This window comes from Qipengyuania sp. B-5, from assembly GCF_056857815.1.
Map to the genome: position 1 here is coordinate 33,546 of NZ_JBSXNU010000048.1, position 14,733 is coordinate 48,278.

Below are 14,733 nucleotides of genomic sequence, written 5' to 3' on the forward strand. Positions count from 1 at the left end.
CCCCTCAGCTCGCCTTGCCGACGTAGCTCTGTTCGTAGACGTCGACGATGATGCGCGTTCCGCTTCCGATATGCGGAGGAACCATGATGCGCACGCCGTTGTCCAGCACGGCAGGCTTGTAGCTGGAGGAGGCGGTCTGCCCCTTCACCACGGCATCTGCTTCGACGATTTCGGCTTCGATCTGCGCCGGAAGCTCGACCGAGATCGGCTTCTCTTCCCACAGTTCCAGCTTCACCTGCATTCCGTCCTGCAGGAACGGACGGGCATCGCCCAGAAGATCGCTCGGCAGAGTAATCTGCTCATAGGTGTTCTGGTCCATGAAGACGAGCATATCGCCATCTTCATAAAGGAACTGGTATTCTTCGGTATCGAGACGGACCTTCTCGACCGTGTCGGCGCTACGGAAGCGGACGTTGGTCTTGCGGCCGTCCTGCAGGTTCTTCATTTCGACCTGCATATAGGCACCACCCTTGCCCGGCTGGGTGTGCTGGATCTTGGCGACTTTCCAGATGCCGCCTTCATATTCGATGATGTTGCCCGGACGGATGTCCACGCCGCTGATTTTCATGGGAGTCTGCCTCGATGTGAAAGAGCGCCGTCCGGCATCGAACGGTCGTGCGTGAGCGCCCTTACAGGCTGGCAGGGCGCACGGCAAGGCGGTGGAAATTTTGCGGCAATATCCCTATAAGAGGGTCTTGGAGGGTATGACGTGAAATCGTTTGCAATCGCCGTGTTGGCGTCCGCTGCGACGCTTACCGCATCTCCCGTACTGGCGCAGGGTCGCCTCGGCCTGTTACCGCAGGGCGAATACGTCTGCGCGCTGCCGGGCAGTGCAGACGGCCCAGCCTGGCGAGAGGTCGAGGGGCGTAATTTCGCTATTACCGGCGCGTCGAGCTACACCGCCGGCAATGGATCGGGGACCTACCTGATGGAAGGCAAGCGCATCACTTTCACCCGCGGCCCCATGAAAGGCATGCGCATGATGCGCGTGTCTTCCGGCATGCTTCAGGAAATCGACCGAAGCGGCAAGCTGGGCCGCTTGCGCTGTCACAGGGCTGGTCCGATAAGCGACTAGTTGTCCTGGGAACCCTTCAGAAGTGGATAGGGATTGATCGCGTTCGCTGGTTCCCACCACTCCGCATCTTGTGTCGTTTGAAGAATTGCAAAATGAAGATGCGGAGCGTCCTCCGAGGCATTCCCGCTTGATCCCACTTCGCCAAGGCGCTGTCCCCGCCGCACCTGCTGTCCTTCCTTGAGCCCCCTCGCATATCGGTCGAGATGGGCATAATAATGGATCGTGCGCCCGTCGGACGAGCGGATATACAACGTATTCCCCCCGGCATCGGATTCGAACATCTTTTCGACAATTCCCGGTCCCGCTGCAATCACGCTGGTACCCTTGGGAGCCATGATATCGATCGCCTCGTGCAATCGCTCGCCGCCGCCACGGGAGTCGGTAAACGTATCGGATAGTTCGGAGGAGCTCACATTGAGTACGGGGATGATCAGATCCTTTGCCGCTCCCTCTTCGATCATCCGGGCGAATTCGGTGTTGAGGGGCTTGGCATTGCGGGCTTCGTCGGAGACCGGCGTCTCCGTACCCGGTTCGGCAGGGCCGGCCCGCGTTGGCGAAGGGCTTGGCGCGGATTCGGCAGGCCGCGTATTCTCGCGCTGACTATCGGCCGTGGCGTTTTCGATCAGGCTGCCACCCGCCACGATCCAGATCGCGCTGGTAATCGTAGCCGTGACGACGATGGTAAGTATTCGATCGATGATTTTCATTCGCACTTCCTAGCCTGTCAGCTTTCGAAAATCACTCTGGTAGATTGAGACACCATTCCGGCGAGCCTGGCGGCGTCCCAATTCGTCAACCGCACGCAGCCGCTCGATTGTGCACGGCCGATCGTTTCCGGATCAGGCGTGCCGTGGATGCCGTAGTGTTCCTTCGACAGATCGATCCAGACCACTCCGACCGGGCCGTTGGGGCCGGGCGGAAAAGTATGGACACCACCCTCCGCATCGTCTTTGCCAAGCACCTCGGGATCATATTGGTAAGTTGGATTGTATGCCTCGCCGACAATGTCCCATTCGCCCAATGGCAGGGGAAATTCGCTCGAGCCAGAGCTGACGGTGAAAAGTGCGACGAGTTCGTCGCCCTGGTACGCTTTCAGCGTCTTGCCCGCCTTGCTGACCACGATACGGTCGACTTCGGGCTGCTCGGTGCCCACTCCAAGACTTGCGAGCGTTGTTTGCCAGTCCCGATCTTCTATCGCGCCCTTCTCGATCCGGTCGGCACCGATATTGGGCACGCGGACTTGCTGACCAGCCTTGAAATAGCCATCGCTCGAGCCAGCGGGTGCAGGTTGATCGGCATTTCCTTCGCTTGCCTCCGCAGGCGAACCGGCCCCGGCAGGTCGGCCGTTCGGGTTGAGTTCGCGGAGCACCTCTACCGTCGTGTGAAAGCGCTCTGCCAGCCGCTCGTCGAGCGACTTGTATCCAAGCCTTTCCATCTCGGCTTTCTCTGCCGGGTCCTCCGGAATCTCGTAATACCGGGCGTCTCCCCAGCTTTCCGGGATGGTGACAACACGTGTCGCAGGAATTGAATCCCAGTCCGCCAGCGCCGTTTCGGTCGCCTCGTCCAGCTCGCCGGTGATTTCCAGATCGTTGGCTTCCTGGAAACCGCGCAATGCGTTTTCCGTGCTCATGCCCATCTTGCCATCGATCACGCCCGGCCCCCAGCCTTGCCGGTCCAGCACGACCTGCGCCTGCATGATCGGGCGCTCTTCCGGATCGGGGATCACGTCATCCTGGCGCGATTCTTCGTCGTTCGATGCCATGGAGTCGGCGAGATTGTTCTCGTCGTAGGTTTCGTATCCGTAATCTTCGGCAGGTTCGGCCTGGACGGTGCCCGTATCGTTTTCCTCTTCGGCACCGTTCATACCGCATGCCGCGAGGGCGATCGAAGAAGCTGCAACAAATAGAAATGTGCGCACGAGGTATCTCCTGAAATTTGGGGAGGCGACCCGCCCCGTTCAGTGAGACAACTCATGCCTTGGAGATTTGCTCCGCAAAGGCTTTCACGGCTGCAACCTCATCGCCCGACCAGACTGCGCCGGATACCGCCAGGAAGTCTGCCCCGGCTTCGATGATCGGCCTGCAATTTTCCGGAGAGATCCCGCCAATGGCGACCGAGGGAATTTCGACCATTTCGTTCCACCATTCGAGCAACTGCAATTCCGCACGATGCTCGGTTTCCTTGGTTTCGCTCGGGAAAAAGGCTCCAAAGGCGACATAATCGGCACCGGCCTCGCCTGCTTCGATCGCGAGGTGGCGCGATGCATGGCAGGTCACGCCAATCTGGGCTTCGCGGCCGAGTTCCTCGCGTGCCTCTTTCACATCGCCATCGCCTTGGCCCAGATGGACGCCATCGGCCTTCAGTCTCTTGGCCAGCGCAATCGAATCGTTGACGATGAAGGCCACTTCGTGCGCCGCGCAGATTTCCTGCAACGGTACGGCAAGCGCAGCGGCCTCGTGCTGGTCGATCCCCTTCACCCGGAACTGGAAAGCGGTGACGACGCCCTTCCCCGCTTCGAGCGCGCGTTCGAGCCTGCGAGGAAAGTCGCCCGAAACGTCGAGCGGCGAGATCAGGTAAAGCTGCGTGATTATCTTTTGGGCCATCGCTCCGCTCCGTATCGCCAAGAACGCTGTTCGTCGACATTCAGATTGGGGAAAGCGAAGCGGGCGCTATCTCACAGCCATGGCAAGAATATTCGCGCTCGCGCTCATCGCCCTCCCGCTCGCTTCCTGCGCGGTAATCCCCGATACGCCCCGCGTCGGGAAGGATGCGGCGGCACAGGGGACCCCGGTCGGCATTGGCGAACCCGTCTGGACGGGCGATGCGATCCTCACCCCGCTCGCGGTGGTGGAGGACAGCAGGTGCCCGGAGAATGCGCGCTGCGTATGGGCCGGCAAGCTCACCGTTTCGACCCGCATTACCTCGACCCACTGGGCGCAGACGGTGGACCTGACGCTGGGCGAACCGCACGAGGTCCTCAGCCGCACCTACGTGCTCGTCTCCGGCCTGCCCGAAAAACGGCAGGACCGCGAAACGCAGCCCGGCGAATACCGCTTCGTTTACGAGCGGCGCTAGCCCGCTCGCTGCGAGGGATCAGGCCACGCTGGCTGCGTGAATGCGGTCAATCGCACCCGACAGCGTGCCGTCGAATTCCTCATCGCTCTGCTGCTTGCGCAGATCCTGCAGCAAGCCGCGGCTGAAGCTGGCGATCATGCCCGGGTTTTTCGCCAGCTCGGCACAAGCCTCGTCGGTCGAATACCCGCCCGAAAGCGCGACCACACGCAGCACCCTGGGATGCTTCGTCAGACCGGAGTAAAGCCCTGCCTCCTTCGGAATCGAAAGCTTGAGCATGACCTGCTGGCCCTCGGGAAGCGCTACAAGCCCTTCCTCGATCGCTTCGAGCATGATCTTCTCGCCCTCGGCACGGTCGGCAGAGGTGATGTCGTATTCGGGCTCGAGCATGGGCACGAGGCCGCAGGACAGTATGCGTGCGCCTTCTGCAAACTGCTGGCGCACGGCTTCCTTGATCCCCACCGGATTGGCCGACTTGATCACGCTGCGCATCTTGGTGCCGAACACGCCGAGATCCTTCGCCCGCGCGCACATCGCCTCGAGATTGAGGTTCTGCTTCATCAACTGCGCACCGTCGCGCTCGTCCTCGAGGCCCTTGTCGACCTTGAGAAAGGGCACGATGCCGCGTTCCTTCAGGCGCGCCGGCACGCTCTTTCCGCCGCTTGTCCCTTCCATGGTCTTTTCGAACAGGATCGCCCCGATGACCTTGCCATTGCCGAAGCAGGGTGCCTCGATGATGCGCTGGCGCATTTCGTGGATGAGGCCGAACATCTGCTCGTCGCCGTCCCATTCGCCATCTTCCACGCCGTATCCACGCAGCGCCTTGGGGGTGGAACCGCCCGACTGGTCCAGTGCCGCAATAAAGCCCTGCCCGTGTGCGATCCGGTCGCGCATTTCGTCGAAAGTCATGTAAGAATCCCCGTGGGTCTGCATTCGTATGCGCGGCCCATACAAAAGGCCCTTCGCACCTGCAACAGCCGGGGTGCAACAATTCGCAATGCCGTTCGTAATCCTTGATAGAGACAGGAGAATCCATGCTCGACGAGACCCAGAAGAAGCTGTGCGACGACCATTCGAACGACTATTCGGATCTCAGGGCGCTGACGATCAACTGCACCTTGAAACGCTCACCCGAAGGCTCGCATACCGACAAGCTCCTCGGCGTGGTCGAGGCGATCCTGGTGCGGAACAATGTCTCACTCGATCAGGTGCGGCTAGTGGATCACGAAATTGCGCCCGGCATCTATCCCGACATGGCAGAGCATGGGGCGGAACGGGACGACTGGCCGAAAATCTGGAAGAAGGTCGATGCATCCGACATACTCGTGATCGGCACCCCCATCTGGCTGGGCGAAAAATCCTCCGTCTGCCAACGCCTGATCGAAAGGCTCTATGCTCATTCGGGCCAGACCAACGACAAGGGCCAATATGTTTTCTACGGCAAGGTCGGAGGGTGCATCGTCACGGGTAACGAAGACGGCATCAAACATGTCGGCATGGGCGTCCTCTATTCGCTCCAGCATGTCGGCTATACCATCCCGCCGCAGGCCGATGCGGGCTGGATCGGCGAAGCGGGACCAGGCCCGAGCTATGGCGATGCCAAGGAAGACGGCAGCGGCTATGTCGGCTTCGACAACGACTTCACCCGCCGTAACACTACCTTCATGACATGGAACCTGATGCACATGGCGCGCATGTTGAAGGATGCGGGCGGCATCCCGGCATGGGGCAATTCGGTCGATTTGTGGAAAGATGGCCGCCGCTTCGACGCGCCCAATCCCGATTATCGTTAAGCCGGTTTCTTCAGTGCCGCGTCGCTTGCGAAAATATCGAGGAAAGTTCGGGCGATGATGCTCTCGACCACCTCCGCCTTGACCAGTGAATTATGCCACCAGATTGCTTCGGTATTGGCGAGCACGATCAGGGTCAGGTTCTTCTTCGGCACCTTGAGATAGAGCGCCGATCCTTTCTGCTCATCCCATCCGGAGTGCCACAACAGGCGCTTTCCTTCCCAGTCCTCGAGGAACCAGCCGAGACGATAATCTCCGAGCGGCCCGATTTCGCGCTCGACCAGTTCCTGCCTGTAGCTCGGTGGGATCAGCGTTCCCGCATCGAAGGCTATATCGAATGCTGCCAGCGCACGCGGGCTGGCAATGATCCCGGCAGCTGCGCGGAAATCGTCATCGGACAAAGGTTGCTTCTGCACGCGGCCATCGACGACATGGTATGCGAAAGCGAAATTGCGTAGCGCTGCCCCGCCCTTGGGATCATGCCATCCTAGCGCCGAATCATGCATGCCTGCCGGATCCGCCACGCGTTCGCGCACGATGGCGCGCAAGGACCGCCCCCCGGCACCCTCGATGGCACGATCGATGCGGGCAAACAGGATCGGGTTGTAAACGAATGTCTCACCGTTCGCCCGCATGTCGAGCATCTCGGCAAGAGTCGTCATTTTCTTGCAGTCCACCGGGGCTATCGTGTTGCCGAGCCGGTCTGTGCCGCCTTTCATGAAGGGAATGGGCGTGGTGGCGAAGTAATCGCACAATTCCTGCCACCCTTCGTCGCTGCGCATGGGCAAGTCGAGATCGAGGCCCCCTGCCAGATGCTCGGCTAGAATGGCGGTGGCCGATATCGGCTTGGTGGTGGAGGCGATCTTGTAGGTTGTATCGGCGTTGGTCGGCCGTTCGCCCTCGTCGTCGTAATAGCCGTAATAGCCTTCCCAGGCGACTTCGCCATCGCGCACGATGACGGCGCTCAACGAAGGGATCATGTGCTCGCTACGGAACTCTTCGAGGAAGGCGTCGAACTGCTCCTCGGGCTCTTGTGCCAAGGCGGCAGCGGGAGCGAGCAACAGCGCGCCGATCAGCGAGAGAGCGCGGCGACCCCGGGTAGCTGTTTGCCTTCCATCCATTCGAGAAATGCCCCTCCGGCAGTCGATACAAAGGTGAAATCGTCCTTCACGCCAGCATGCGCGAGTGCGGCGACGGTGTCACCCCCGCCTGCGACCGAGGTCAGCGAGCCATCCTGCGTCAGTGCAGCCGCCGTCTTGGCGAGTGCCACGGTCGCCGTGTCGAAAGGCTCGGTCTCGAATGCGCCCAGCGGGCCGTTCCAAACCAGTGTGCGGCAGGTCTTGAGCACGTCGCCCAGTGCCTCGACCGCCTGTGGGCCGACGTCGAGGATCATCTCGTCCGAGGCGACTTCGTGTACGTTGCAGATCCGCATGCTCGGCGGATTGGCCGCGAATTCTTTCGCGACCACGACGTCATACGGCAAGTGGACGGTGCAACCGGCATGGTCGGCCCGGTCCATGATGCGGTTCGTCGTATCGGTGAGATCATGCTCGCATAGCGACTTGCCTACATCGACACCGCGCGCGGCGAGGAAAGTATTCGCCATTCCGCCGCCGATTATCAGGTGCTGCACCCTGCCAACAAGGTTCTCCAGCACATCGAGCTTGGTGGAAACCTTTGCTCCGCCAACGACCGCAGCGACCGGCTGCTCCGGACTGCCGAGAGCAGCATCCAGCGCCTTGAGTTCGGCCTCCATCGCGCGGCCCGCATAGGCCGGCAGATGGTGCGCCAGGCCTTCGGTGGTGGCATGGGCGCGGTGCGCGGCGGAAAAGGCGTCGTTCACATAGAAATCGCCGAGAGTGGCGATGCCTTTGGCGAAGTCGGGATCGTTCGCCTCTTCGCCGGGCCAGAAGCGGACATTGTCCAGCAATCCGATATCGCCATCCGACAGGATGCCGATCGATTGTTCGACTACCGGTCCCATGACCTCGGGAATGAACATGATCTCCTTGCCAAGGACCTTCTCGACGTCGCCCTGCACGAAGCTGGTGCTCATTGTCGAATAGCGCTGGCCCTTGGGACGCCCGTAATGCGCAAGCAGCAGGACTTTCGCTCCGCGCTCGCATAGTTCGAGGATGGTTGGCTTCACAGCTTCGACCCTTGTGACGTCGGTGGCCGACCCGTCCTTCATCGGAAGGTTCAGGTCGACCCGCACGAGCGCGACCTTGCCGGTGATGTCGCCAAGGTCGTCCAGGGTCTTGAATTTCGCCATGAGTCCGGTTCCGTTAGGGCTGAGCCTGTCGAAGCCCCGTTCTTACTTCCGGCTCAGCACTCAAAGAAAGGACGGCCCTTCGACAAGCTCAGGGCGAACGGGTGAGATTTGTCAGAGGAACTTCGCCATCACGCCGGTGGTGTCGATCATGCGGTTCGAGAAGCCCCATTCATTATCATACCAGCTGACGACGCGGGCAAGCTTGCCTTCCATGACGCTGGTTTCGAGGCTGTCGATGGTCGAGCTGGCCGGATAGTGGTTGAAGTCGGAAGAGACGAGCGGCTGGTCGGTGTAGTCGAGCACGCCCTTCATCTTGCCTTCCGAAGCAGCCTTGAGCGCTGCGTTCAGTTCCTCTGCGCTCGTATCGCGGCCGGAGGTGAAAACGAGATCGACGAGACTGACGTTCGGCGTCGGTACACGGACCGACGATCCGTCGAGCTTTCCGGCCAGCTCGGGCAGAACCAGGCCGACCGCGCGCGCTGCGCCGGTGGTGGTCGGGATCATGTTCTGTGCACCGCCGCGTGCGCGGCGCATGTCGCCATGCATCTGGTCGAGCATGCGCTGGTCGTTGGTGTAGCTGTGGATCGTGGTCATGAAGCCACGTTCGATACCCACGGTTTCGTGGAGTACCTTCGCCATGGGCGCGAGGCAGTTGGTGGTGCAGCTGGCGTTGGAGACGATTACGTCTTCCGCCGTCAGCGTTTCGTGGTTCACGCCGTAAACGATAGTGGCGGAAACGTTCTTCGCCGGAGCCGAAATGAGCACACGCTTGGCGCCCGCCTTCAGGTGCGGTTCGGCCTGCTCGTGGCTCTGGAAGAAGCCGGTGCATTCGAGCACGATATCGATGCCCTGCGCTGCATGAGGCAGGTCGCCCGGGTTACGTTCGCTGGTCACTGCAATCGACTTGCCATTCACGATGATGGCGTTGTCCCCAACCTCGACGGTGCCGGGAAAACGGCCATGCGTGCTGTCATACTGGAACAGCAGGGCGTTGGATTTGGTGTCGGCGAGATCGTTGATGCTGACGAGTTCGAGATCGTGATCGTCGCGTTCCAGGATTGCGCGCGCCACGAGGCGGCCGATACGTCCGAAACCATTGATTGCAACCTTGGTGGTCATGCGAAAAGCTCCTGCTTAACCGTTCAATTTGTTCATGATTTGCGGAACGATGGCGTCCGCCGTGATGCCGAATTTCTCGAAGAGATCGCTTGCCGGTGCACTGGCGCCGAAACGATCGATACCGATATTGAGCCCGTCCACGCCCGTGTAACGCTCCCAACCGATGGTGACGCCCGCTTCTATCGAAACCTTGAGTGCATCGGCAGGCAATAGGTCTGCACGATAGGCCGCGTCCTGCGCATCGAACAATTCAGTGCAGGGCATGGAGACGACATCGGCGCCAATGCCCTGCGCTTCCAGCGCCTCTGCGGTAGCGACGGCCACTTCGACTTCGGAGCCCGAAGCGAGCAGCACCACCTTGCGCGTCGCCTCGGCCGAACGCAGGCGATAACCGCCCTTCGCGCAGCGGTTGCTTGCGCCGGTCCAGTCTTCGTCACCCTCGCCACGCACGGGGGTGAGGTTCTGGCGGGTCAGCGCCAGCACCGAAGGCGTTTCGGGAGTCTGCAGCGCCAGTGCCCAGCATTCCGCCGTCTCGATGGCATCGGCGGGGCGATAGACGCTGAGGTTGGGGATAAGGCGCAGGCTCATCACCTGTTCGATAGGCTGGTGTGTCGGTCCGTCTTCGCCCAGGCCGATGCTGTCATGCGTCAGCACATAGACCGTGCCGATCTGCTGGAGTGCGGAGAGGCGGATGGCATTGCGACAATAATCGCTGAAAATCAGGAATGTACCGCCATATGGTACCACGCCGCCATGCAGCATCATACCGTTCATCGCGGCTGCCATGCCGAATTCACGGATACCGTAATAGACATAGCGGCCCGCGTAATCATCAGCGCTGAAAGGCGTGGTCGAAGGGGTCTTGGTGTTGTTCGAGCCGGTCAGGTCGGCCGAACCGCCTATCAGCTGCGGCAGCTTCTCGGTCAGCGGGCCGAGTGCCATTTCGGAGGCCTTGCGCGTTGCCACCTTGGGAGGATTGGCGGCAATACCCTGAATATAGGCCTCGAGTGCCGGAGCGGCGAGATCGGATACGCCCATCATGTGATTTTCGAACCGCGCGCGCCGATCAGCATCGCTTGTCAGTCGCTTATGCCATGCGGCATGAGCAGCTGCTCCACGTTCGCCCGTCGCGCGCCAGTCGGCGAGTATCTCTGCGGGAACCTCGAACGGCGCGGAGGTCCAGCCCAGCGCTTCGCGCGTGGCGGCGATTTCCTCTGCCCCCAGCGGAGCGCCATGGACATGATGCGTCCCGCCCTTGTTCGGCGCACCCTTGCCGATCACCGTCTTACAGGCGACCAGCGACGGGCGCGGATCGGCGGCAGCTTCTGCCAGCGCGCGGCGGATATCGGCGAAATCATGCCCGTCACACGTCGTAACGTGCCATCCGGTCGCCTCGTAGCGCGCCTTGATATCCTCGCTGGTCGAAAGGTCGGTATCGCCGTCGATGGTAATGCGGTTATCGTCCCACAGCACATTCATCCGGCCGAGCTTGAGATGTCCGGCAAGCCCGATCGCTTCGTGGTTGATGCCTTCCATCAGGCAGCCGTCGCCAGCAATCACCCAGGTGCGGTGGTCAACCAGATCATCGCCGAACAGCGCGTTGAGATGACGCTCCGCAATCGCCATGCCGACTGCCATCGCAAGCCCCTGCCCCAGCGGACCGGTGGTGCATTCGACGCCGTCGAGCAGGAAGTTTTCCGGATGGCCAGCGCAGGGCGAACCCAGCTGGCGGAAATTGCGGATATCGTCGATCGTCGGGCGTTCATAACCCGAAAGGTGCAGCAGGCTGTAGATCAGCATCGAGCCATGACCGGCCGACAGAACGAAGCGGTCGCGGTCGGCCCAGTCAGGCGCCTTGGGATCGTGCCGGAGAAATTCGCTCCACAGCACGGTGGCCACATCCGCCATCCCCATCGGCATGCCGGGATGCCCCGAGTTTGCCGCCTGCACCGCATCCATGGAAAGTGCCCTGATGGCGTTGGCCATCCGGACCATGCGAGCGGTGTCGAGACTCATGGGGATCATTCTCCGAAAATATGGGGCGATTCGACGCGCGCGCACCCTTCGCGGAGGGCGCGCGCAAGGTCAACCCGAGGCGCGGTGAGGAAGACCACTCCGCCTTGCTTGCGCGATTTATCAACAGGCAGCCGCAAGCCTTTGCCAAGACAGCCTCTTGGCGTTAATTCGGGGCAGGTATGAGCGAGCAACGTATCTCCGGCGCTATCGACAGGATCGAACGCGCGCTTGCGCGGATCGAGGCGCAGGCAAGCCAGCAAGGCGGCGATGGCGAAATCGCCGCACGGCACGAGGCGCTGAAGGCCCGTGTATCGGCAAGCCTCTCGCAGCTCGACGATCTCATCGAAAGCCTCGAGAAATGAGTGACGTGCGGCTCAAGGTCGGCGGACGGCACTATACCGTTTCCTGCGCCGACGGGCAGGAAGAAAACGTCCAGCGGCTCGCAGCGGTGATCGATAGCAAGCTGGCGTCAATGGGCCCGAACCTGTCGAGCAACGAGGCCAAGAACCTGCTCTTTGCCGCGCTGATACTGGCCGACGAACTCGAGGAAGCTCAGGGCACGGCGGCACAGTCAAGCGCGCCGCCGCCGCCAGCCATCGACACCAATGGCGTCGCCGAAAAGCTCGAACGGCTCGCAGCCTCGCTCGAAAATGCAGCGACGAGGCTTGAGGGTAGCTCGCACACCTCCTAAATAGGGCAGCGGCGGGGCTGCCCGGCACGAGCCGCATGAACATCCCTGAGGCTATAAGCAATCCAAGGGAGCTGTCCCTACCGGATTGGCGGGTTCGTCCTGGCAATCTGGATATACGGCGCCCACCTGACGTGAAGGCGTCAGAGGATTTTCCGGCAACGACCCATGGCGGTCCCGTCACTTATATTCGCGCTAATGCTGCGCCGCTTGAGCGCGGAAGTTCTATTTCGGCTGTGCGTTTGATAGCCGTTCGGGCTGAGCTTGTCGGAAGCGAAGCTGGGCATTGCCCACCCCCCGCACTTCGCTTTATGTGCCACTCAAGAAGGCAGACCGGTCCTTCGACAAGCTCAGGACGAACGGCTTTTGGACAAACAGTCTCTCCGCAAGCATTTGCGCGCCGCCCGGCGCGATCAGGTCGCGGCGCTGCCCGACTCCATGCGCGCGCTGGTGTTCCACCGCCCGCCTGCTCCGCTGCTCGAACTTGTGCCCGAAGACGCGGTGGTCGGCCTCTACCGGGCAAACCCGTTCGAGGCACCGGCGGCATCCTATGCCAAGTTCTTCCTCGATCGCGGCCACGAGATCGCCCTGCCCCGCTTTGCGAGCCGCAATGCCGCAATGGAATTCGCGCGTTTCTCCGATCCCTATGACGAAGAGGATCTGGAGGTCGGGCCGTTCGGACTGCTCCAGCCCTTCGCAGACGCGCCCGTGCTCATCCCCGACGTGCTCTTCGTGCCGCTCATCGGCTTTTCCGGCAGCGGCAACCGCCTTGGCCAGGGCGGCGGACATTACGACCGGTGGCTGGCGGACCATCCTGAGGCCACGCCCATCGGTCTCGCCTGGGACTGCCAGCTGGTCGAAGACCTGCCCACCGAAGATCACGACCAGCCCCTGCGGGCTGTCGTGACCCCCACCCGGATTTACGGACCCTTCGCATGAGAACCGAACCGACCTGGCGCATCCCCGTCGGCCTGCTCGGCCTGCTTCTGGTGCTGATCGTCTATGGCATCGTGGTCGCGCGCTACATGCCGGACCTGATCGGCGACTGGCCGACGCTGGTTCAAACTGCGATCTATCTATTCCTCGGCCTCGTCTGGCTGCTGCCGCTGGGCCGCTTCCTCAAATGGATGGAAACCGGCAACTGGCGCTGATTGCCAAGGGCAACCTGCTCCGATAGCGTCCCTCCCGAGGGAGAGATTATGGCAGGTGATGGCGCGGGCGCCGACAAACCGTCGGTGGGATTGAAACTTGCGCACGGCTTCGGCGCCGCGGCGTTCGGTATCAAGAACAACGGTTTCGACTATTTCCTGCTGCTCTTCTACGGCACCGTCATCGGGCTGGAGCCGGGCCTCGTCGGGCTCGCCATCCTGATTGCACTGGTGTTCGATGCGGTATCCGATCCGCTGGTGGGATACTGGTCGGACAATTTCCGCAGCAAATGGGGCAGGCGCCATCCCTTCATGTATGCCGCCGCTTTGCCCGTCGCATTCAGCTATTTCCTGCTGTGGAACCCACCCGAACTGAGCCAGACGGGTCTCTTCCTCTATCTGACCTGCCTCGCGGTGCTTATCCGCACCTTCATCACTTTCTACGAAACGCCGAGTTCTGCGCTCATCCCCGAACTTTCGACCGACTATGACGAACGTACCAGCCTCCAGTCCTACAGGTTGTTTTTCGGCTGGTCCGGCGGGAGCATCATGAGCGTAGTCATGTTCGGCGCCCTGCTGACCGGCCCGCTCGGCATGCTCGACCGGGAAGCCTATGCCACCTACGGCATCATTTCCTCGGTCCTGATTTTCGCCGCGATCATGGTATCGGCACTTGGCACCCACAGCCGGATACCCTTCCTCCACCGCCCCGTCGCCACGGGCGAGCGATACAGCGTCACGCGCATCTTTCGCGAAATGATCGAAACGCTGAGCGAGAAGAGCTTCCTCGCCCTGTTTTTCGCCACCGTCCTCTTCGCCATTGCCACCGGGCTCTCGGCTGCCCTCGCCTTCCTGATACTGCGGTATTTCTGGGGCTTCGGCGAATTCCAGATCTTCATCTGGACCTGCACCGTCTTTTTCTCCGCGCTGCTGGGTTTCCTGCTCGCCCCCTGGGCAACGCGGCGACTGGGCAAGAAACGCGCCACGATTACGCTTGGGCTGCTTGCCTTCACCATCCAGCCGGCGCCCGTCCTCCTCCGCCTCGCGGACCTGATGCCAGAGAATGGAGATCCGCTGCTTTTCCCTCTGGTGCTGGGGATCAACGTGATCGACCTCGCTCTCATCATTGCGGTGCAGGCGGTGTCCTATTCGATGATTGCCGATCTCGTGGAATCGAACCAGCTGCGCACCGGCCGCAGGAGCGAAGGGGTCTATTACGCAGCGATGACCTTTACCCGGAAAGTTACCCAGGGAATCGGGGTGGCGGCTGCCGGCGTGATCCTGTCGCTCATCGCCTTTCCCGAAGGCGCCGACCCCGACACTGTTTCGTCGGAAACGTTGTGGCGTCTGGGGGCTTTCTATGCCCCCACTCTCCTCCTGCTGTGGCTGAGTGCGCTGTACTGCGTTTCTCGCTACAAGATCGACAGGGCCGGTCATGAAGAGAACCTGCGCCGCCTGCGCGCAGCGGGTTGAGCGGAACTGTCAGAAACGAATCTTGGCGCCCGACGCTCGAGCGCGAAGGTCGGCGGACGAACCGCCTATTTTTGCGACAA

17 protein-coding genes and 1 other RNA gene are annotated in these 14,733 nt (G+C 61.4%); 9 read left to right on the forward strand and 9 right to left on the reverse strand.

The window, feature by feature from the left end; all coding sequences use genetic code 11:
• Positions 1-4: 4 nt before the first annotated feature.
• Complete coding sequence (gene efp / locus AC13CE_RS09405; protein WP_221540796.1) at positions 5-568, reverse strand: elongation factor P; 564 nt, start codon at positions 566-568, stop codon at positions 5-7.
• 141 nt (positions 569-709) lie between these two features.
• Between efp and AC13CE_RS09410 the strand changes: the two genes are divergently transcribed.
• Positions 710-1,075 (forward strand): elongation factor P, encoded by a 366-nt coding sequence (locus tag AC13CE_RS09410; protein ID WP_345719468.1) that lies wholly within the window; start codon positions 710-712, stop codon positions 1,073-1,075.
• Here AC13CE_RS09410 and AC13CE_RS09415 read toward each other — a convergent pair.
• From AC13CE_RS09415 to thiE, 3 genes are all read right to left on the reverse strand, one after another.
• On the reverse strand, positions 1,072-1,782 hold the full coding sequence (locus AC13CE_RS09415; RefSeq protein ID WP_221540797.1) for a M23 family metallopeptidase: 711 nt from the start codon (positions 1,780-1,782) through the stop codon (positions 1,072-1,074). The genes AC13CE_RS09410 and AC13CE_RS09415 overlap by 4 nt on opposite strands.
• A 17-nt stretch (positions 1,783-1,799) precedes the next feature.
• Positions 1,800-2,939: a L,D-transpeptidase family protein gene (locus AC13CE_RS09420; RefSeq protein WP_221540798.1), complete on the reverse strand. Its 1,140-nt coding sequence runs from the start codon at positions 2,937-2,939 to the stop codon at positions 1,800-1,802.
• 106 nt (positions 2,940-3,045) lie between these two features.
• The gene (thiE, locus tag AC13CE_RS09425; protein WP_221540799.1) at positions 3,046-3,678 is read right to left on the reverse strand and encodes a thiamine phosphate synthase; all 633 of its coding nucleotides are present in this window, start codon (positions 3,676-3,678) and stop codon (positions 3,046-3,048) included.
• A gap of 79 nt (positions 3,679-3,757) precedes the next feature.
• Between thiE and AC13CE_RS09430 the strand changes: the two genes are divergently transcribed.
• Entirely contained in the window at positions 3,758-4,150 is a 393-nt protein-coding gene (locus tag AC13CE_RS09430) for a hypothetical protein (protein WP_221540801.1), read from the forward strand.
• Positions 4,151-4,168: 18 nt separating this feature from the next.
• On the opposite strand, the gene AC13CE_RS09435 is transcribed toward AC13CE_RS09430, so the two are convergent.
• Complete coding sequence (locus AC13CE_RS09435) at positions 4,169-5,056, reverse strand: fructose bisphosphate aldolase (RefSeq protein WP_482972204.1); 888 nt, start codon at positions 5,054-5,056, stop codon at positions 4,169-4,171.
• A gap of 125 nt (positions 5,057-5,181) precedes the next feature.
• Here AC13CE_RS09435 and AC13CE_RS09440 point away from each other — a divergent pair, with 125 nt between their 5' ends.
• Positions 5,182-5,940 (forward strand): flavodoxin family protein, encoded by a 759-nt coding sequence (locus AC13CE_RS09440; RefSeq protein WP_221540806.1) that lies wholly within the window; start codon positions 5,182-5,184, stop codon positions 5,938-5,940.
• On the opposite strand, the gene AC13CE_RS09445 is transcribed toward AC13CE_RS09440, so the two are convergent.
• From AC13CE_RS09445 to tkt, 4 genes are all read right to left on the reverse strand, one after another.
• On the reverse strand, positions 5,937-7,058 hold the full coding sequence (locus AC13CE_RS09445; RefSeq protein ID WP_221540808.1) for a serine hydrolase domain-containing protein: 1,122 nt from the start codon (positions 7,056-7,058) through the stop codon (positions 5,937-5,939). The genes AC13CE_RS09440 and AC13CE_RS09445 overlap by 4 nt on opposite strands.
• Positions 7,010-8,209: a phosphoglycerate kinase gene (locus AC13CE_RS09450; RefSeq protein ID WP_482972205.1), complete on the reverse strand. Its 1,200-nt coding sequence runs from the start codon at positions 8,207-8,209 to the stop codon at positions 7,010-7,012. Before AC13CE_RS09450 ends, AC13CE_RS09445 begins: the two co-directional genes overlap by 49 nt.
• Positions 8,210-8,320: 111 nt before the next feature.
• Positions 8,321-9,328 carry a type I glyceraldehyde-3-phosphate dehydrogenase gene (gene gap / locus AC13CE_RS09455; RefSeq protein ID WP_221540811.1) on the reverse strand — a complete coding sequence of 336 codons (1,008 nt, stop codon included), beginning with the start codon at positions 9,326-9,328 and terminating at the stop codon, positions 8,321-8,323.
• Positions 9,329-9,343: 15 nt separating this feature from the next.
• Positions 9,344-11,344 (reverse strand): transketolase, encoded by a 2,001-nt coding sequence (tkt, locus tag AC13CE_RS09460; protein ID WP_482972206.1) that lies wholly within the window; start codon positions 11,342-11,344, stop codon positions 9,344-9,346.
• Positions 11,345-11,523: 179 nt separating this feature from the next.
• Between tkt and AC13CE_RS09465 the strand changes: the two genes are divergently transcribed.
• From AC13CE_RS09465 to AC13CE_RS09490, 6 genes are all read left to right on the forward strand, one after another.
• Entirely contained in the window at positions 11,524-11,706 is a 183-nt protein-coding gene (locus tag AC13CE_RS09465) for a hypothetical protein (RefSeq protein ID WP_221540816.1), read from the forward strand.
• On the forward strand, positions 11,703-12,035 hold the full coding sequence (locus tag AC13CE_RS09470; protein ID WP_221540818.1) for a cell division protein ZapA: 333 nt from the start codon (positions 11,703-11,705) through the stop codon (positions 12,033-12,035). The genes AC13CE_RS09465 and AC13CE_RS09470 overlap by 4 nt, the downstream gene beginning before the upstream one ends.
• An 11-nt stretch (positions 12,036-12,046) precedes the next feature.
• A non-coding RNA gene (ssrS, locus tag AC13CE_RS09475) (6S RNA) lies at positions 12,047-12,214 on the forward strand.
• Between the two features lie 184 nt (positions 12,215-12,398).
• The gene (locus tag AC13CE_RS09480; RefSeq protein ID WP_221540819.1) at positions 12,399-12,971 is read left to right on the forward strand and encodes a 5-formyltetrahydrofolate cyclo-ligase; all 573 of its coding nucleotides are present in this window, start codon (positions 12,399-12,401) and stop codon (positions 12,969-12,971) included.
• Positions 12,968-13,183 (forward strand): DUF2842 domain-containing protein, encoded by a 216-nt coding sequence (locus tag AC13CE_RS09485; protein WP_221540822.1) that lies wholly within the window; start codon positions 12,968-12,970, stop codon positions 13,181-13,183. The genes AC13CE_RS09480 and AC13CE_RS09485 overlap by 4 nt, the downstream gene beginning before the upstream one ends.
• A gap of 48 nt (positions 13,184-13,231) precedes the next feature.
• Positions 13,232-14,653 carry an MFS transporter gene (locus AC13CE_RS09490; RefSeq protein WP_221540824.1) on the forward strand — a complete coding sequence of 474 codons (1,422 nt, stop codon included), beginning with the start codon at positions 13,232-13,234 and terminating at the stop codon, positions 14,651-14,653.
• Positions 14,654-14,733 lie beyond the last annotated feature (80 nt).